Origin of the sequence: Rheinheimera sp. (assembly GCF_037442345.1) — a bacterium.
Taxonomy (GTDB): domain Bacteria; phylum Pseudomonadota; class Gammaproteobacteria; order Enterobacterales; family Alteromonadaceae; genus Pararheinheimera.
This window is the reverse complement of the sequence record NZ_JBBIQL010000021.1, coordinates 63,908-82,022: the sequence shown is the minus strand read 5'-3', so window position 1 is coordinate 82,022 and position 18,115 is coordinate 63,908. Positions and strand designations below refer to the sequence as shown.

Below are 18,115 nucleotides of genomic sequence, written 5' to 3'. Positions count from 1 at the left end.
GTCCTTTCAAATACATAGGTAGAATGCCACTTACACAGATTTTTTTACACTCTCGAATAACGACTAACGGGACTTATAGGTTCAAGTCACCGAGCCCCTAAACCCAAGCCTCACTCAACCACCAAATGAGTGGGGCTTTTTCTTCTGAATTTATTAAGTTACCACCAACGGCAACCTGCGTACCCATGACGGCTGGACCTACAGCTACAACGCGCATAACCGCTTAACCTCGGCCGTTAAAACCGGCAGCACCTTAAACCTGGGCTATGACGCCAGCGGGCGTTTAAACAGCAGCACACTCAATGGCACGGCGACCACCTTTTTGTACGATGGCAACGAACTGGTGGCGGAGTACAACAGCAGCGGCACTCTATTACGCCGTTATGTGCATGGCGCAGGCAGTGACGACCCGCTGGTGTGGTTTGAAGGTTCAGGCACTGGTTCGCCCAGCTATTTACTGGCCGATGAACGCGGCAGTGTGATTGCCGAAACCAACAGCGCTGGCGCAGTAACTACCACCCATCAGTACGGCCCTTATGGCGAACCGATAAACAGCAGTGCGTCGCGTTTTCGGTATACGGGGCAGATTCTGCTGCCGGGCACGGAGTTGTACCATTACAAAGCACGGGTGTACCATCCTAAACTCGGAAGGTTCTTACAAACCGACCCATTGGGTTACAAAGACGGCATCAACTGGTACGCCTATGTCGGCAATGATCCGATGAATAAAGCAGACCCAACAGGCGAGTTTGCATGGGTACTACCTGTAATTAACTTTGCAATAGGATTCAATACAGCTTATCAAGCAGCAAATGAAGTCGAAGGTGCAACAACCAGTGAAAAAGTGGTCGCTGGGCTTGGTGGTGGCTTACTCGGACTTGTCCCTGGAAAAGTAGGGACTTTAGCAGTAAACGCGGTTAAGAATGTAACTGCAAAGACGGTTGCAACAGTGGCAGTTGGAACTATATCTGGCGGGGTTACCGGAGCGGCGACTCAAGCCACCGCAGACGTAGTGACCAAAGGAAGTGCAGAAAGCTCAACCGCTTTAGACAAAGGTTTGCAAGGCGCTGCTGCAGGTCTGGCAGGAACGATTTTACCTGCCTCAACATTAGGCAATGTAGCAAAAGCTACACAGGTAGTGGCTGAAGCAGCTGGAGTCGGTGTATCTGAGGCCGTCTCGAGCATTGACCCTAATCTGCAGGAGAAAAAGAAATGACCAAATCAAGGGATGACTCGACGATAGAAAGGTATATTGAACAATTTAGAAAAATTGCTCGTATTATTGTTCCGTATATTTTCATCAGCATGTCACTAGCAATTATATTGGGCGAAATTCGATTATATGAACCAATCCCAGAGTATAGCTTACTCAAAAAAAGCAACGGCAATGTCACCTGGTCTTTTTATGATAACAATTCTGTGATATTTAAAATTAAAGGTGACGAGCATGGATATTTAGTCAACTCAACAATAGTCAAACCGGGTGATTTAGGACCAAAATTAGAAGGGGCAATTGGTGAGATTATCAACTTTTCATACTCTCCTAAAAAGACGGCCTCAACAAAGAACAAAGAGAACTTCCAATATTTTTACAATGTTTATGAAGTTAAAAAATTAGAAGAAACTCTATTGAGTTATGAAGATGCCTACGATCAGCAAAGCCTAATTAGCTCATACTACAACTATATTGGAGGATTCTTTTTACTCATTGGTATAATATTAATTGTTCGCACCAGAAAGATTAATTGAACCAAATAGCTTGGGGTATTAGCCTCGATTAGTAAAAATCTACCTCCTTAGGAAATGGTTTTAGAGCAGCAACCCAAAAGCCTCACCCAAGTGGGGCTTTTTCTTCTGAATTTATTAAGTCACCACCAACGGCAACCTGCGCACCCATGACGGCTGGACTTACAGCTACAACGCCCATAACCGCTTAACCTCGGCCGTTAAAACCGGCTCAACCTTAAACCTGGGCTATGACGCCAGCGGGCGTTTAAACAGCAGCACACTCAATGGCACGGCGACCACCTTTTTGTACGATGGCAACGAACTGGTGGCGGAGTACAACAGCAGCGGCACTCTATTACGCCGTTATGTGCATGGCGCAGGCAGTGACGACCCGCTGGTGTGGTTTGAAGGTTCAGGCACTGGTTCGCCCAGCTATTTACTGGCCGATGAACGCGGCAGTGTGATTGCCGAAACCAACAGCGCTGGCGCAGTAACTACCACCCATCAGTACGGCCCTTATGGCGAACCGATAAACAGTAGTGGAGCGCGTTTTCGGTATACGGGGCAAATTCTGCTGCCGGGCACCGAGCTGTACCATTACAAAGCCCGGGTGTACCATCCAAAGTTAGGCCGATTTCTACAAACCGACCCGCTGGGCTACAAAGACGGCATTAACTGGTACGCCTATGTCGGCAATGACCCGATGAATGGGGTAGATCCAACTGGTGAAACCAAGCTGATCTTATCTGCATATAAAATTGTGAAACGCGCGTCCTCTAACGGCTGGAACTTTAAACAAGCAGGCAAACAAGAAATTGCCGACTTTGTCGATAACACAATGACGCTGGCGGATGGCAAATTCACAGCTGATGATGTATTTGCTGCTATCGACATACTGACTGGGTTTGGTGATGATCTTGGTGTTATCTACAAAATTGCCGGTAGTAAATTAGATTCAGGCAAGGATTACATAGGCCGGGCAGACAATTTGGGCGAGCGGGCATTAAACGCCAAAGATGGCCGAGACCGCGATGGCGCTGACATCATCGGCCTTTATAAAAAAGGGGATACCGATGGCGCGCGCGTTAGTGAACAAAATCAGATGAATAAGCGTGGTGGAGTAAAAAACCTGGATAATAAGCGCAATGAAATAGCTGAAAGCAAATGGGCCAGTAAGGGAGTGACCTGTATTGGCAGTCGCATCAAACGCTCCAGTTGTTAAAGACTAACCAGTTCTCTGGCAGGTTGATAAGACCCGCCAGAGAGCTTCCAGAGAAATAGACTATGCATAACGAATCAGCTGAATCTTTAGATATTCAACCGATACCATTTCCCGGCTTCACATTTCCTATCGGGGGGCGGGTCGCCATCGTGCGTGACGAGCCCGTTGAGCAAATAGTGAACACGATTAACGAACAAGGTGTTGAGGCAGTCACTTTAAATTGCGCCTTGGGTTGGCAGCGCGAAGATGTTTCATTTCTGGCACAACTGCCGGGTGTGAAAAACCTGAGTATTATCACGTCGGATATATCAGGCCTATCTGCCCTGGAACAGATGGCATCATTGGAAGAACTAAACCTGACGGCGCAGACCAAAGAGATAATAGATTTTACCCAACTCACCAAACTTCGGGACTTTTATCTGTATTGGTGGCCAGGCGCAGCAAGCATCTTTCAATGTTATTGGGTAACGTCAGCTTATTTTGATAAATTAAAACTAAACGATTACTCCCCTTTGGGGCAACTGCAGCAGTTAGAGCAGTTAACTATTGCAAACAGCCCTATACCTTCCTTGGACTGGCTGACCCACTTACCTCAGCTGAAGGAGCTTTATTTATTTAATTGCCGGAATTTGTCAGACTTTACTCCGATATCCCAATTAAAACAGCTGCGGAAAATTCATATTGAAGGCTGCAAACAATTGCATGATCTAACGTTCATATCTTCAATCCAAGCACTAGAGGAATGCAACATCTCTGGCAACGGAGAATTGCTCTCCGTTAGCCCGTTAATCACCTTAAAAAATCTGAAGGTTTTGTTTATTGAACGCTCAAGCACGATAACAGATGGCGACTTGACTCCCATAACCCAGTTGCCCAAGCTGGCGATTTTATCGTTCCGCCCCAAAAAACATTACAGCCATAAACTAGTTAAAAAGTGGAAATGGGCAGATTTGGAACACCCAGACGTGCTATTAAAACCATCATCAAAGTAAATCTCATGTCTAAGGATTAAGATGAGTACTCAATGGAACTTTTACCCTTGCCAGATCAACAACAACCCCGCTTCCATCTATGTTGATTTAGCACTTCGCGCTCAGGCGCCATTGCAAAATTATCCTGTGCTATTTCGTATGCGTATTGAATTGTTAACCCCCTCTGACGCAGGCTTATCAAGCCAGGAAGAATTTGATGATTTAATGGCTCTCGAAGACTTGGTCGTCGCCGCAGCCACCAAAAATGGGCATATGAAATACGTCGGCCGAGGCACCACCAATGGCCGCAGGGAATTTTTCTTTTATGCACAAAATGACGAATTGGACGAAGCAGGCTTAGAGCAAGCCATGGCAGCATTTCCATCCTACCAATGGGATGGTGAATTAAGCGATGACCCTGATTGGGAAGCTTATCAGCAATTTCTGCTACCTAATGCTCTTGAGCTTGAGCAAATTAAAAACCGCAATCTATGCAATGCGTTAGCAGAACATGGTGATGCGCTAACAGCGGTCCGCCCTATCTATCATTGGGCCTATTTTGATACTAACGACGCTGCCCAAGCATTTGCCAGCCATATTGCAAACTTGGGATACCAAGTACTGGACCTTACAGCGCCTGATGCCGAAACATCTCATTATTGTGTGAAGCTGTCAGCTCTTGGTGTTCCGTCCCATGAAAACATAGACACTATTACTCTCCCTGTATTTACAGCAGCCAATGAGTATGGTGGCAACTACGATGGCTGGGAAACAGAGATAATCGTTGAATAGAAAGCAACTTATTTTCTGATGAATAGATAGGCTGATTGCCAAATAGATTAGGGCATTCAGACTGTAGCCACAGCGTACGACCTGGCTGGCCGGGTGGCACAAAGCACCACCAATGGCCGCAGCCTGAGTTACCAGTACAACGCCTTGACCAACCAGCGCACCCGGCTAACCTTTCCGGATGGGGTGTATCTCACCTACAGCTACGCCCCGGATGGGGCCCAAACCGCCATTCAACTGAATGGTTCCTCCACCCTGGTCAGCTATGGCTACAACGAATTTGGGCAGTTAAGCAGCATCACCCGTGGCAATGGCCGGAGCTCCAGCCTGAGCTATACCCCTAAAGGCCAGTTGGAAAACCTTAACCATGCCAGCATCAACACCACGGCTTTTAACTACAACCCGGCAGGTCAACTGAACCACCGCACTGTGGACAACAGTGCCTGGCAAACGGTTATTCCCACTCAGGCGCAAATCAGCTACTACACCGCCAACGAGCTGAACCAATACAGCTATATTGGCAGCAACAGCCTGACCTATGACAATAACGGCAACCTGCGCACCCATGACGGCTGGACTTACAGCTACAACGCCCATAACCGCTTAACCTCGGCCGTTAAAACCGGCAGCACCTTAAGCCTGGGTTACGACGCCACCGGGCGCCTCAACAGCAGCACCTTAAACGGCACCGCCACCACCTTCCTCTACGATGGCAATGAGCTGGTGGCGGAGTACAACAGCAGCGGCACTGTATTACGCCGTTATGTGCACGGTGCAGGCAGTGACGACCCGCTGGTGTGGTTTGAAGGGTCTGGAACAGGCTCGCCTTCGTACCTGTTAACCGACGAACGCGGCAGTGTGATTGCTGAAACAAACGCTTCAGGCACAGTGACGACCACCCATCAGTACGGCCCTTATGGCGAGCCGATAAATAGTAGCGGAGCGCGTTTTCGGTATACAGGGCAAATTCTGCTGCCGGGCACCGAGCTGTACCATTACAAAGCCCGGGTGTACCATCCAAAGTTAGGCCGATTTCTACAAACCGACCCGCTGGGCTACAAAGACGGCATTAACTGGTACGCCTATGTCGGCAATGACCCGATGAATGGGGTTGATCCATTCGGCTTAGCTTGCTCAAAAATCAAAGGAGTTACTGCCGCAGATTGTACAGTTACCCATTTCAAAACTTCCTCTGAATGGAAGCCAACAGGTAATCAGAAGCAGGTCAAGGTAGATACTAGAGGTGAATCACGCGATGATATCAACATGGCTATCGAAACCGCCACTGCTGGAATAGGAAAAGTAATGAAAGAGGGTTTGAAAAAAATTGTTGTTGAGTCAGTGAAATTTCCAACTGTTTATACTGAATATGGCGTTTATCAGCAAATAATTGAAGTGGAGCGCTATGTTATTGAATCCCGCGTCGACTATATAAATGATGACCCTTACACAGCGCAAGAAAGCATCCTAAAGATGACGCCAACAGGTGAACTAAAATGGGTTGAAGGAAAAAACAAAGAAACTCAATTAAAAGAAATAGGTTTAAGAGTGTGTGCGGGATATAGCTGCCCACAAGGAGTCGAATAAATGAAATATTTAATCTTCGGTTGCATATTAACCATTTTTCTATCAGTTTTTGTTTCTGAACTATTTGGAACCTCATATTCCGAACATTTGGATGCACTTGTTGGAATAAATTTACCGGAAATATATAACAATTGCGCAAAGTTCTCACCTACTCAAGATGCGCATTTATGTGCAATTCAACAACTTGAACCCAGACACTACCTGACCAGATGGCCTTATGTAGCAGCGTATGCAGTTCTAATTTTCCTGTCGTTTTTCAGGAAAGATGTTTTTGCATACACAGCTGCAATGTCAGTTGTGCTGGCTCTCTACCAGTTCATATCCATGGGTGCCAACACAGTGGCAGGCTGGTTTAACCTTACCGTAGTGATGGTTTATGTTACTTATGCGTTGAAGGATTTACTGCTACTTATACGACTCAAATAGCCTGAAGTTGCAGACGAAACAATCAACCGAACCAATGACACGCAAGCTCCCTCAGTCAGTGACTGAGGGAGCTTAAACAGCACAGCGACCACCTTCCTCTACGATGGCAATGAGCTGGTGGCGGAGTACAACAGCAGCGGCACTCTATTACGCCGTTATGTACATGGCGCTGGCAGTGACGACCCGCTGGTGTGGTTTGAAGGTTCAGGCACCGGTTCGCCTTCGTACCTGTTAACCGATGAACGTGGCAGTGTGATTGCCGAAACCAATGCCTCAGGCACAGTGACGACCCCCCATCAGTACGGCCCTTATGGCGAGCCGATAAACAGCAGTGCGTCACGTTTTCGGTATACGGGGCAAATTCTGCTGCCGGGCACGGAGTTGTACCATTACAAAGCCCGGGTGTACCATCCGAAGCTTGGAAGGTTCTTACAAACCGACCCATTGGGCTACAAAGACGGTATCAACTGGTACGCCTATGTCGGCAATGACCCGATGAATATGGTGGATGCAAGCGGTCTGTGTGGAACCAGAATTAAAGGCGAGTCTGCTGTTGGATGTGAAACAATTAATTTTAAAACGGTACTCACAGAGTCCCCTGTTGGGCAAGCATGGCAAGGGGCGGTGGATGCAATGAGGAATGCAGAACAATCAGCAGTAGATACGGCGGTTGATACGGTAGGGGCTCCATTGGAAGATGGGCAAGCAGTTAAGGTTGAAGGATGTGCAGCCTTTTATCTTGGTGCATGCGGTGCAATTTCAGTGACGAATGATTCCGTCATTATGTCTGGCGGATTCGGTCGGGGTTATGGTGCAAGCGTGGGCGGAGCCTTTGTACCAATGAATGCAGATAAAATCGATGGTTCAGTTTCTTGGTCGACGAGCATGTCCTATTTCATAGGAAGTGGAGGATTTGAATTGGATTACTCAAAAGGCAGCAAGCCTCAAATTGATGTCTCCATTGGTCCCGTTGGAGGTTTTTCAATAAACCACACCCTCATGCACCACTCTGTATATAAGGCCAGCGGACAATGATTTACTATCTTTACGTCAGTGTTTTTATGAGTTTTTTGATTGGCTTTTGGTATGACTGGTCTCTTGAGGATGAACTGGCAAGAAACAAAAACTTAAGTGATATAGAGAAGTTATGTATTGATGGCCTGATTATGAAGCGAGCAAAGCCTCAGTTCTTTTTGCGGAAAAATATGTTCCGGCGAGATTGCTGGAATATAAATAGCCGAGTACGGAGGTGTCTAGTTGTTCATTTTTTCACAGTAATCCATATATATGCAGTGACTATACTTTATTTCACTGTCTTTGACTGACAAACCAGCGAGCGCAAGCCTTGCACCGCGCCTAAAACCAAGCCCCACTCAACCACCAAATGAGTGGGGCTTTTCATTTCATTAGGCTTAGGCCAACGGCAACCTGCGCAGCCATGACGGCTGGACTTACAGCTACAACGCCCATAACCGCTTAACCTCGGCCACAAAAACGGTAGCAAACTACTGGAAAACTCTCACCATCTGAACTATACGGTAACAAACTACTGTTACATTAAGTTTTTCGGTAATAAACTACCGAAACAATCTTTGCGTGGAAAACTCACAGATGATACTTCAACTCTACTTTAATGGTACCTGGCACGATGCTGCGGCATTACGCGTTACAGGACCAGGTAAGGATGCTGCTGTACAGATTGATTATTTAATGGACTATTTGCGACAACCAGGCGTGCATTACGACTCCTGCGCGGAGCACGCTGTGACCGTCAATGCTCCTGTGTCAGCTGTAGCCACAGAATATCCAAACTGGCCAGGCTTGTTAGATGATCTACTTCCCGCAGGAAAAAGCAGGCAATGGTGGCTGACTAAACTGGATCTAACGCATTTACCAGTCTTCGATGCCGATTGCGCTTTATTGCGGCATACCTGTATGGCCCCTGTGGGTAATCTGCGAGTGAAAGATGCCGTCCCGCAGACAGCCGGGCCAGCACTGGAATTTTCGCAGCATCAAGTATGTGAGTTGCAACATGACTTCCTGGAGCATGCCAACAGTCAGGGCGCGGCTGTTGGCGGCGCCACCGGAGCAACAGGAGTGGCACCGAAACTGTTGCTGATGCTCAGTGGCGACAGCGTCTTTATTGACGGGGACTTTGCTGGCAAACCGCGCACGGCCACCCCTTATCTGGTAAAGTTTGCCCGTAATTTCCGCAGTCCCCGTGACAATCAGGTACTAAAAGCCGAAGGGGCTTATTACAAGGTACTGACCCAGGTACTGGAACACACCTCGATACAAACTATGGATACCCAACTGATGCAAACCCATGAAGCAGATGGGCAAGTCAGTTTATGGTTGCCACGATTTGACGTCGTCGAACAGCAAGGCGTGATGCACCGGCTTGGCATGGAAAGTGTGTATTCAGTGCTCAATGCCGGCCCAGGCAGTGCCTGGGACCATTTCGATGTAGTACGTATTCTGTGGCGCAAGTTGCAAGGCGTACTGACGCAAAATTGCCAGCAGTTTGTCACTGAATACCTGATGCGGGATTTACTGAATCTGGTCTTTGGCAATTCAGATAACCATGGCCGGAATCAATCCTTTCTGAAACAGAATGGTCGCCTGAGTTTTGCGCCTATTTACGACTTTGCACCCATGAAAGCCGATCCGGAGCAAGTCACCCGACTGTTTAAATGGGGGCATGGAACGGAAATAGGCGCAGAGGTTAACTTTGCTTTAGTGGCAGAGCGGCTGGCTGACCTGATTGACCCAAATACCCTGCTGCAGGAGCTTCGAACCTTGGCGCAGCAGCTTATACAGGTACCACAGTTGCTGGAAGAAGCAGGCTGTCCTGAGGAAATACTACAGTTCCCAGCTATAGGCTTTGCCCACTTACCCGAGAAACTGCAAAAGATGAAACTAGTATGACTCCTTTAGAAAAAACGCAGTGGCAACTGCAGTTGGTGGACCAACTGAGCAAAGGCAACCTGAGCCTCGGTCAGGCAGTGCAGCAAATACGCACTCGCCTGTATCAAATGACACAGGCGGATTATGCCAGGTTATGCCAGGTGTCGGAAAAGACCTTGCGGGAAGTTGAAAAAGGCAAAACCGACCCCCGGATTTCTATTGTGGAATCCTTATTACGCCCTGGAGGTCTGACGCTAAGTGCACGATTGCAGGTCAACAGGGTTGCCACTATGGCCGAATTGGCGGGTCGTTAAGTACCACGGAACCTGCTATGGAGCCGGAGCCCCGCACCGGCCCGGGCTTAATTTTTCTGAATCGCCGAATTGCGCACCACCAGTTGCGGCACAAAGACGGAATCCACCTGCACCTCTTTTTTTTAAAGGTGCTTGAGCAGCCAAAGCGCTGCCATTTTGCCACCTCAGGGATCAAGTCCTGAATATTAAATTGCTTACACTGCCGCCATTTCACATTATCAACGCAATACCGCTGTTATCAAAGAAAGTGCTGAGGTACAGTCAGTGTTAAACCGACAGGCAGTCTCACGTATAAGTTCAATCAAATGACACCACGCCTCAGAAAACTTCTAGCCAGACTAGCAGGTCTGGCACTGTTCATTGTCATACTCGGGTTGCTGTTCGACCTTGCGTTCGGAACCCTGGATGCATGCCTGGATAACGGTGGCGCATGGGATTACCAAAATGACAGCTGTATTCGTCGCGAATAACCAGACCAAGGAGCACTGGACGTAACCCATGATTTACTACCTCTATATATCTGGCATTTTCAGCATGTGTGTTTGTTTTTGGTACGACGTCTCGCTGGAGGATGAATTTCTCAGAAACAAAGCATTAAGTGAGTCGGACAGAGAGCTTATTTGTGGCTTGATGACAAAAAACGCCAAACCGAGATTTTTCTTGCGACGAGCCATGTTTTTAAAACGAAGCTGGTCATTTAATAACAGAGTACGTTTTTGGCTGTTGCTGTATTTCGGCACAATAACGCATCTGTACGCGGTGACCATTTTATATTTCACCCTGTTTGATTGACCTTCCAGCGGGCGGTGTAATCACTTATCGGCAAAATAATGTAAATGAAGAAAATAACACCATTTAATCCAGCCCTTGGGGTGTACTGCTGTCCCCATGTATTTGCGAACACCAGTGCAATCCAGTTGGTGATCCACGACGACGACTGGCAGTTTTTATGTGGAGAGCCGCATGAGGATGAGCAATGCCACTTGGTCGGGATAGGCCATTTGCTCGAACGTGACGCCAGCCTTCAACAACTGGCAGCGCTTGGCAATGGCTGCGGCGCCATGCGGATCCATGCACAAGCAGACTGGGAGCTGTTTACCATTACCGACTGAGGCTGGTCAGGATCAGTATCGCTTTGTACAACACTATATCTACTCACTATTTACCCTGAAATTGAAACTGACACTGCATATATAAGCTGCTATGTTGGCGTTGCCATCAACTTTCACAGGCAGGAGCGCAAAGTGAACTGGGATTTCTACCAATGTCTTGTTAATGATAAACCGGCATCCATCTCGCTTGATTTGGATTTCATGCATCTAGCACCACTGGCAGACTACCCAGAGTTGTTTTACCTTCGCATCCCCATGTGCCAGCCTCGGGATGACGGTCTTTCCAGTCAGCAGGAATTTGATACCTTGGCTCAAATGGAAGACGCAGTGGTCGAAGTTCTCACGGCCACCAATCAGATGCTCTATGTCGGGCGGCTCACATCCGATGGCCACCGGGACTTGTTTTTCTATAGCAGGGATACACAGATTAATGAAGCAGCACTGGAACACTGCCTGAACGATTTTCCCGATTACGCCTGGCAGGGCGGCGTCAATACAGACCCGGAGTGGGAAGCCTATATCCAGTTGTTGATGCCTTCAGATGAACAGCTCGAGCGTATGAAAAACCGCAGTGTATGTGATGCGCTGGTTGAACAGGGAGACAACTTCACCACTACGCGGGACATTATGCACTGGGCCTACTTTTGCACTCAAAATGCAGCGGATAACTATGCAACTTTCGCGCAAAGTAGTGGCTATAAGTTAGAAGAGGTTGCCGCAACGGACGATACAGAAGAACCGTTTTCAGTGCGCGTTAGCATTCGGGGTATTCCAGATTATTCCGAAATTGATGCCCTTACCTTACCCTTGTTTCACGCTGCTAAAAATGAAGGCGGCCGCTACGATGGTTGGGAGTGCGAGCTTATCCACTAACCACAAGTCGGGATTAGAACTTTGGCTCCCACCAATCAGACGTAAGGCAACCAGACCGAACCCAAACCGGTGCTATCCGTCGTCTCTGATCAGACTTTCTGAATCGCCGAATTGCGCACCACCAGTTGCGGCACAAAGACGGAATCCACCTGCACCTCTTTTTTGTACAGGTGCTTGAGCAGCCAGAGCGCCGCCATTTTGCCCATTTCGTGAATGGGGTTGTTGACGGTGGTCAGCTTTGGCACTGCATAACGGGCAAACGGAATGTTGTCGTAGCCAACAAAGGACATTTCCTGCGGTATTTTCATGCCCCGCTCCAGGCAGGCAGAGATAGCACCGGACGCCATCTGGTCATTGGCGCACACCACTGCAGTAAATACCTTGCCACTGCGCAACAATTGCTCCATGCAGGCCACGCCACTGTCTTCTTTGTAATCGCCAACCACACATAGAGCCGGGTCAAAGCGGGCGCCGAATTCTGCCAAGGCCCGTTGGTGCCCTGTCAGGCGTTCCTGAGCATCGTGTTTTTTTGCCGGGCCTGAAATATAGGCAATATCCCTGTGGCCCAGCTCCAGTAAATGCCGGGTGGCCAGGTAACCACCCAATTCGTTTTCCAGGTAAATACAGCGCTCTTTAATGGGTTCGATATAACGGTTAATCAGCACTATAGGCGTAGGGCCGCGGCTCAGTTCAATCAGGTACTCGTCTGACACCGCTTCCACGTCGAGGATCAGCGCGTCCACACCGCGGCCAAGCAGAAACTCCACACTGTCCATTTCCTGCCCGGCATTGCTGTGGCCGACCGCAATAATGACGTGTTTGTTGTCGAGCCGCAGCGACTCTTCAATTTCTGCCATCATAGGGCCGTAATAAGGACCATCCAGTTGCGACACCAGCACACCAATACTGTTCGAGCAGTTGGACGCCAGCGACTGAGCAAAAGTGTTGGGCTTGTAACCCAGTTTGTCCATCGCTTCCAGCACCTTTTTACGGGTTTTGTCGCTGACGCTGTCGCTTTTGTTCATCACCCGCGACACTGTGGCTAAAGACACACCGGCCAGCTGTGAGACGTCATAAATGGTTGCCATAAAGTCGCTGTTATTCCTTATCCGGCGTTATCGCCAAGCTGACCACGTTGTTGTAAATCCTGATGTATTTCAGCCACTTTTTTATTGTTGAGCAAGTAGTTTCTCATCACCAGCGCCACCAGCACAGAGCCTATAGCAGGTAGCAGAGTGAAGGACAGCAGTATGCCATGTTTGGCCTGTTCTGTTTGATCAACATCCGCCTGGTAACCAAAACCAGACAATAACCAGCCAGCCGCTGCACCGCCCAACGCCAGGCCCAGCTTGATAAAGAAGATAATGGAGGAATACACCATGCCGGTGGTGCGCACGCCGGTTTTCCACTGACCGTAGTCGACGGTGTCGGCCATTTTCGCCCACAACAGCGGCGTGGCCGCATTAAAGCAGAAGTTCCAGGCCATAAAGGCGGCAAAGGCCAACCACAGCTGATCAGGTGCAATCCAGTAGGCCACAGCGCAGAACGCAGCGGCGGCCAGTTGCAGGCCAATATAGGCTTTCACTTTGCAGACCTTTTGTGCCAGTGGCTGCGCCAGCATACAACCGAGCATACTGCTCAGCATACCCAGGGTGATAAAGAGCGTAATGCTGTCGGGCTGCTCAAGGTAATACTTCACGTAATAAATGGCGATGGTGTTTTTCAGCACATTGCCGGTCAGCAGGAAAATAGCCGCCAGCGACAACACCCGCCACTGGTCGTTTTGCCAAAGCGCTTTAAAGTCGTCTTTAAAAGGCCGTTTGGCTTCAATCTGGGTTTGAATCCGTTCTTTGGTGCCGGCAAAACAAAGTAAAAACATGCCAACGCCCAGAATGCTCATCACCAGAATGGTCAGCTGGTAGCCTTTGGCTTTGTCACCGTCGCCCAAATAATCCACCAATGGCAGCGTCAGGCTGGACACCAGTAAACCACCAATGAACGCACACACAAAGCGGTAGGACTGCACCGACACCCGCTCTTTCGGGTCTGCTGTCAGTACGCCACCCAAGGCGCAATAAGGAATATTCACGGCGGTGTACACCAGCATCAGCAGGGTGTAAGTGACAAAGGCGTAAATCATTTTGCCTTCGGCAGAGAAATCCGGCGTGGTAAACGCCATCACGCTGATCACGCCAAAAGGCAGGGCGCCGTACAGAATAAAAGGCCTGAACTTGCCATGTTTGCTGTGGGTTCTGTCGGCAAATGCGCCCATCAGCGGATCGGTCACCGCATCAATAATACGCACCGCCAGAAACATAAAACCGACAAAAGCCGGTGATAAGCCATAAATATCTGTGTAAAAGAACGCCAGAAACATCATCACTGTCTGAAACACGATGTTGCTGGCGGTGTCCCCTAAGCCATAGGCTATTTTTTCCCGCACCTTTAACATAAATCTGTTTACCCTGTTTTTTGATTTTTATTCTGTGGCTACCCCGTCTGCTGCGGGGTAGCTGCGCGCGTTAAACCCGGCTTTGCAGCAGCTGGCGGTAGGCATGGCCGCTTTGTTTGATGGTTCGCTGCTGTGTGTTGTAGTCAACATACACAATTCCGAAGCGTTTCGAATAGCCCTCAGCCCATTCAAAGTTGTCCATCAGGCTCCAGGCAAAGTAGCCCTGCACATTCACCCCGGCTTCCACCGCCTGATGCAGCGCATTTAAATGCAGCTGGTAGTACCGCTGACGCTGTTCGTCCTGCACCTGGCCGTTTTCCAGCTTGTCCGCACCGGCCGCACCGTTTTCGGTGATGTAGATGGGCGGTAATTTGTACTTCTGATGCATAGAGGTCAGCAGGTCATAAAAAGCCTGCGGGTAAATTTCCCAGCCAATATCGGTTTTTTCGGCATCTTTTATCTCCACCACGGCAAACTCATGGTCGGCATTGGCAGTGTAGACATGACGGGTGTAGAAATTCACGCCAAGAAAATCCAGCGGCTGACTGATCAGCGCCATATCACCGGCTTCAATCACCGGCTTTTCCTCGTCTGTTAACCTGTTGAAATACTCCGGGTACTGGCCTGTCATCACCGGCTGCAGGTACCACTGGTTGTAGTACTGGTCGGCCTGCTCGGCCACGGCTTTGTCGGCCGGGCTGTCGGTGTGCGGGTAACAAGGGGTAAAGTTCAGTACCAGGCCATTTAAGCTGTGTGGCGCCGTGCGGCGCAGTACCTGCAGGCCTAAGCCATGCGCCAGCAATAAATGGTGCGCCGATTTACGGCCGTTGCCACGGCCTGTTAAACCCGGCGCATGAATACCGGCTTCGTAGCCTAAAAACGAGCTGCAGAATGGCTCGTTTAAGGTGGCGTAACTGTATACCCGGTCACCCAAAGCGGTGCTGACTTTTTCCACATAATCGGCAAACTTGTAGGCGGTATCGCGGTTGAGCCAGCCGCCTTTATCTTCCAGGTGTTGTGGTAAATCCCAGTGGTACAAAGTGACAAAGGACTTAATATTGCGCGCCTTCAGCTCGTCCAGCAGATCGATGTAAAACTGCAGACCGGCCGGATTCAGCTCGCCATCCAGCTGGATCAGCCGGGGCCAGGACAACGACAAGCGGTAAGCGTCTACGCCCAGGGATTCGATCAGATCTAAATCGTCCCGCCATAACCGCAGATGGTCACAGGCGGTTTTGCCGTCTGATCCGTCTTTAATTTTGCCGGCCGTGGCACAAAACGTATCCCAGATACAGGGCAGCCGGGAGTCAGCCGCCCCTTCAATCTGGAATGACGCAGTGGCCACGCCGTACAAAAACTGTTTTTTGCGCAGCAGTGAATGCTCTGGTAGTTGGTACATGCTCATCGTTGTTCACTTTTCTGTTGTTTGTCTGTCAGTGTGGTCTATTTGACCAAATGTAATCGCTTTCATTTTTGCTTCAGCTGTTATGAAATCTGGTAGCCAGGCTCCTGAATCTATTCACTGAAGCGGATAAACAGATTGGCGGTCAGCCGACCACCGGGAATAGCTGCCGAGATGTCTGTGGCCGGGTTGACCAGCCCACTGTGCAGCAAATTACCTGGGTACAGCAGCAGGCGGTTGGGCTGGTAGTCCAAAGCCTGGTACAGCTCGAAATGTTCATTGCCTTGCTGGAAATAACCTTCCGTCAGCCCTCTGGTGTCAACAAACTGCTGCAGGCTGTTGAAATACACCTCTTTGTTGGCGTCGCTGACCCTGTCTATGCCGGTGCTGCGCTGGCGGAAAAACCCGGTGCCGCCATGCTCGCCCCCATCCAGATAATGCAGCAGCGCAAATACATAAGGCTCTGTGGTGTCAAAATGCGGCAACCGCTGCATTGGCTTTAACTCAGCCGGAGCTTTGGTAATTAACGAAAAACTGCAGTCACCCGCCTGCACCTTCAACTCGGGCGGGATCTGGTACAACTGGCGGACCAAAGGCGCCAGTGCCTGCAGCAATTCCAGCACATAGGCTTTTGGCAGCGGCGCACGCACACCTGGGTAGAGGTAACTGCGCACATCACTGAACTGACTTTGCCTGGCCTGTTGCACTAAAGCCGAAGTGTCAGCCAGCAGCTGGTCCAGCACCAGCACAGGGCACTGCTCAGCGCCCAGTTGCAGAATTTGCGGCTGCAGCTGCGGGTTCAGTGCATAAGGCGAGGCGGCAGCGACGGAGCTCATTGCACCGCCGTCTGGCAGTAATGCCGGATAAAGTCGTTCACGTCCGGGTAGCCAGACACTGTTTTGCGCACATTGGCTTTGATTTTATCGAGAAAATCACGCAGCTCTTCCTGGCTCATCGCATCCACTATCGGGTGGTATTGCTGCGGCATCAGGCCCTGACCAATCATCACCTGCAACCAGGACGCTTCGCCAAACAGCTCCAGGCCAATTTTGTACACCCGGCCTGTTTGTTCGAATAAGTCCAGCCGGTGCTGCAGCGATTCCGGCACCGGCATCGACTGGCAATAACGCCAGAAGGGGCTGTCACTGCGTTCGGTTTGTTTGTAGTGCAGAATAATAAAGTCGCGGATATTCTCCATTTCCTGCTGCGCCTGGCGGTTAAACTCGGCAATGTCGGCCGGTTGAATGCCATAAGACGGGAACATCTGCAGCAGACGGATGATATTGCGCTGGATCAGGTGAATACTGGTCGATTCCAACGGCTCCAAAAAGCCGCTGGACAGGCCAATGGCCACCACGTTTTTGTTCCAGTGTTTGCGCCGGGTTCCGGTACGGAACTTCAGCACTTTGGGCGTCATCAGCGGCTCGCCCTGCAAATTTTCCAGCAGTTTTTGTTTGGCGAACTCATCGCTCCAGTATTTAGAACAAAACACCATGCCATTGCCAACCCGGCTTTGCAGCGGAATACGCCATTGCCAGCCCGAGTCGTGGGCAATAGAGCGGGTATAAGCCACAGGGGCCGACACCGTTTTGGTCTGCACCGCCACCGCACTGTCGCACGGCAGCCAGTGGCTCCAGTCGTCGTAGCCGGTGTGCAGCGTCTGTTCAATCAGCAGGCCACGAAAGCCAGTGCAGTCGAGAAACAGATCGCCTTCAATCAACTGGCCGTTTTGCAGCTGCAGCGCCTTAATGCGGCCGTCGTCATGCTGCAGCACCTGGTCAATTTTGCCTTCAATGCGTTTCAGGCCATGTTGCTCGGCCAGCTGGCGCAGGAATTTGGCGTATAAGCCAGCGTCCATATGGTAAGCATGGTTTAAGTCCTGGTTCGGCAACACCGCAAAACGGCCTTCGCGGGCCGCCAGGTGTTCCACACAATAATCGCCAATCTGACTGGCCACGCCCAGTTGCACACCACGACGCCAGAAATGCTGAAAACCACAGGCCCAGCAGTCTTTGCCTAAAAAACCAAAAGAATGGATATAGTGTTTGTCGAGGTCGTGCCAGTGCTCAAAGGCAATCCCCAGCTTAAAGGTGGCATTGGTGGCCGCCATAAATTCGGCCTCTTTAATGCCAAGCAAACGGTGGAAAATATGCAGGGTAGGGATAGTGGCTTCACCGACGCCCACAGTGCCGATTTCTTCGGATTCCACCAGGGTGATTTGCAGGTTTTTGCCCAGCATTTTCGCCAGCGCCGCTCCGGCCATCCAGCCTGCGGTACCGCCTCCGGCAATTACCACCTTTTGCACTTTGGGTTGCATTCTTTGCTCTCCGAA

At 49.8% G+C, this 18,115-nt stretch carries 17 protein-coding genes; 12 read left to right on the top strand and 5 right to left on the bottom strand.

Going from position 1 to position 18,115, the window contains the following annotated elements; translation table 11 throughout:
• Positions 1-322 precede the first annotated feature (322 nt).
• The 12 genes from WKJ04_RS13885 to WKJ04_RS13830 all read left to right on the top strand — a co-directional run bounded on the left by WKJ04_RS13885 (position 323) and on the right by WKJ04_RS13830 (position 11,929).
• Complete coding sequence (locus tag WKJ04_RS13885; RefSeq protein WP_337880956.1) at positions 323-1,216, top strand: RHS repeat-associated core domain-containing protein; 894 nt, start codon at positions 323-325, stop codon at positions 1,214-1,216.
• A complete protein-coding gene (locus WKJ04_RS13880) occupies positions 1,213-1,749 on the top strand; it encodes a hypothetical protein (protein ID WP_337880955.1) in 537 nt (178 codons plus the stop codon). The genes WKJ04_RS13885 and WKJ04_RS13880 overlap by 4 nt, the downstream gene beginning before the upstream one ends.
• Before the next feature lie 283 nt (positions 1,750-2,032).
• The gene (locus tag WKJ04_RS13875; RefSeq protein WP_337880954.1) at positions 2,033-2,950 is read left to right on the top strand and encodes an RHS repeat-associated core domain-containing protein; all 918 of its coding nucleotides are present in this window, start codon (positions 2,033-2,035) and stop codon (positions 2,948-2,950) included.
• A gap of 62 nt (positions 2,951-3,012) precedes the next feature.
• The gene (locus WKJ04_RS13870) at positions 3,013-3,942 is read left to right on the top strand and encodes a leucine-rich repeat domain-containing protein (RefSeq protein WP_337880953.1); all 930 of its coding nucleotides are present in this window, start codon (positions 3,013-3,015) and stop codon (positions 3,940-3,942) included.
• A gap of 21 nt (positions 3,943-3,963) precedes the next feature.
• Positions 3,964-4,713, top strand: coding sequence for a DUF695 domain-containing protein (locus tag WKJ04_RS13865; protein ID WP_337880952.1), 750 nt, complete (start codon positions 3,964-3,966; stop codon positions 4,711-4,713).
• A gap of 54 nt (positions 4,714-4,767) precedes the next feature.
• Positions 4,768-6,297 carry an RHS repeat-associated core domain-containing protein gene (locus WKJ04_RS13860; protein ID WP_337880958.1) on the top strand — a complete coding sequence of 510 codons (1,530 nt, stop codon included), beginning with the start codon at positions 4,768-4,770 and terminating at the stop codon, positions 6,295-6,297.
• Entirely contained in the window at positions 6,298-6,723 is a 426-nt protein-coding gene (locus WKJ04_RS13855) for a hypothetical protein (protein WP_337880951.1), read from the top strand.
• 117 nt (positions 6,724-6,840) lie between these two features.
• A complete protein-coding gene (locus tag WKJ04_RS13850; protein ID WP_337880950.1) occupies positions 6,841-7,758 on the top strand; it encodes an RHS repeat-associated core domain-containing protein in 918 nt (305 codons plus the stop codon).
• A 576-nt stretch (positions 7,759-8,334) separates the two neighbouring features.
• Positions 8,335-9,651: a HipA domain-containing protein gene (locus WKJ04_RS13845; RefSeq protein ID WP_337880949.1), complete on the top strand. Its 1,317-nt coding sequence runs from the start codon at positions 8,335-8,337 to the stop codon at positions 9,649-9,651.
• Entirely contained in the window at positions 9,648-9,944 is a 297-nt protein-coding gene (locus WKJ04_RS13840; RefSeq protein ID WP_337880948.1) for a helix-turn-helix domain-containing protein, read from the top strand. The genes WKJ04_RS13845 and WKJ04_RS13840 overlap by 4 nt, the downstream gene beginning before the upstream one ends.
• Positions 9,945-10,780: 836 nt before the next feature.
• Positions 10,781-11,056: a hypothetical protein gene (locus tag WKJ04_RS13835; RefSeq protein WP_337880947.1), complete on the top strand. Its 276-nt coding sequence runs from the start codon at positions 10,781-10,783 to the stop codon at positions 11,054-11,056.
• 132 nt (positions 11,057-11,188) lie between these two features.
• Positions 11,189-11,929, top strand: coding sequence for a DUF695 domain-containing protein (locus WKJ04_RS13830; RefSeq protein WP_337880946.1), 741 nt, complete (start codon positions 11,189-11,191; stop codon positions 11,927-11,929).
• 89 nt (positions 11,930-12,018) lie between these two features.
• On the opposite strand, the gene WKJ04_RS13825 is transcribed toward WKJ04_RS13830, so the two are convergent.
• From WKJ04_RS13825 to WKJ04_RS13805, 5 genes are all read right to left on the bottom strand, one after another.
• On the bottom strand, positions 12,019-13,017 hold the full coding sequence (locus WKJ04_RS13825; RefSeq protein WP_337841847.1) for a LacI family DNA-binding transcriptional regulator: 999 nt from the start codon (positions 13,015-13,017) through the stop codon (positions 12,019-12,021).
• A 17-nt stretch (positions 13,018-13,034) separates the two neighbouring features.
• Positions 13,035-14,381, bottom strand: coding sequence for a glycoside-pentoside-hexuronide (GPH):cation symporter (locus WKJ04_RS13820; protein WP_337841848.1), 1,347 nt, complete (start codon positions 14,379-14,381; stop codon positions 13,035-13,037).
• 70 nt (positions 14,382-14,451) lie between these two features.
• Positions 14,452-15,786 carry a GH1 family beta-glucosidase gene (locus tag WKJ04_RS13815; protein WP_337880945.1) on the bottom strand — a complete coding sequence of 445 codons (1,335 nt, stop codon included), beginning with the start codon at positions 15,784-15,786 and terminating at the stop codon, positions 14,452-14,454.
• Between the two features lie 110 nt (positions 15,787-15,896).
• Positions 15,897-16,619, bottom strand: a complete 723-nt coding sequence (locus tag WKJ04_RS13810) for a DUF6445 family protein (RefSeq protein WP_337880944.1) — start codon at positions 16,617-16,619, stop codon at positions 15,897-15,899.
• Complete coding sequence (locus WKJ04_RS13805; protein ID WP_337880943.1) at positions 16,616-18,100, bottom strand: tryptophan halogenase family protein; 1,485 nt, start codon at positions 18,098-18,100, stop codon at positions 16,616-16,618. Before WKJ04_RS13805 ends, WKJ04_RS13810 begins: the two co-directional genes overlap by 4 nt.
• Between the last annotated feature and the right edge of the window lie 15 nt (positions 18,101-18,115).

Coding starts and splice junctions, on each gene's coding strand:
- WKJ04_RS13820 (WP_337841848.1), bottom strand. CDS start 14,381: ATGTTAAAGGTGCGGGAAAAAATAGCCTATGGCTTAGGGGACACCGCC.
- WKJ04_RS13880 (WP_337880955.1), top strand. CDS start 1,213: ATGACCAAATCAAGGGATGACTCGACGATAGAAAGGTATATTGAACAA.
- WKJ04_RS13805 (WP_337880943.1), bottom strand. CDS start 18,100: ATGCAACCCAAAGTGCAAAAGGTGGTAATTGCCGGAGGCGGTACCGCA.
- WKJ04_RS13855 (WP_337880951.1), top strand. CDS start 6,298: ATGAAATATTTAATCTTCGGTTGCATATTAACCATTTTTCTATCAGTT.
- WKJ04_RS13835 (WP_337880947.1), top strand. CDS start 10,781: ATGAAGAAAATAACACCATTTAATCCAGCCCTTGGGGTGTACTGCTGT.
- WKJ04_RS13825 (WP_337841847.1), bottom strand. CDS start 13,017: ATGGCAACCATTTATGACGTCTCACAGCTGGCCGGTGTGTCTTTAGCC.
- WKJ04_RS13865 (WP_337880952.1), top strand. CDS start 3,964: ATGAGTACTCAATGGAACTTTTACCCTTGCCAGATCAACAACAACCCC.
- WKJ04_RS13815 (WP_337880945.1), bottom strand. CDS start 15,786: ATGAGCATGTACCAACTACCAGAGCATTCACTGCTGCGCAAAAAACAG.
- WKJ04_RS13810 (WP_337880944.1), bottom strand. CDS start 16,619: ATGAGCTCCGTCGCTGCCGCCTCGCCTTATGCACTGAACCCGCAGCTG.
- WKJ04_RS13845 (WP_337880949.1), top strand. CDS start 8,335: ATGATACTTCAACTCTACTTTAATGGTACCTGGCACGATGCTGCGGCA.
- WKJ04_RS13840 (WP_337880948.1), top strand. CDS start 9,648: ATGACTCCTTTAGAAAAAACGCAGTGGCAACTGCAGTTGGTGGACCAA.
- WKJ04_RS13870 (WP_337880953.1), top strand. CDS start 3,013: ATGCATAACGAATCAGCTGAATCTTTAGATATTCAACCGATACCATTT.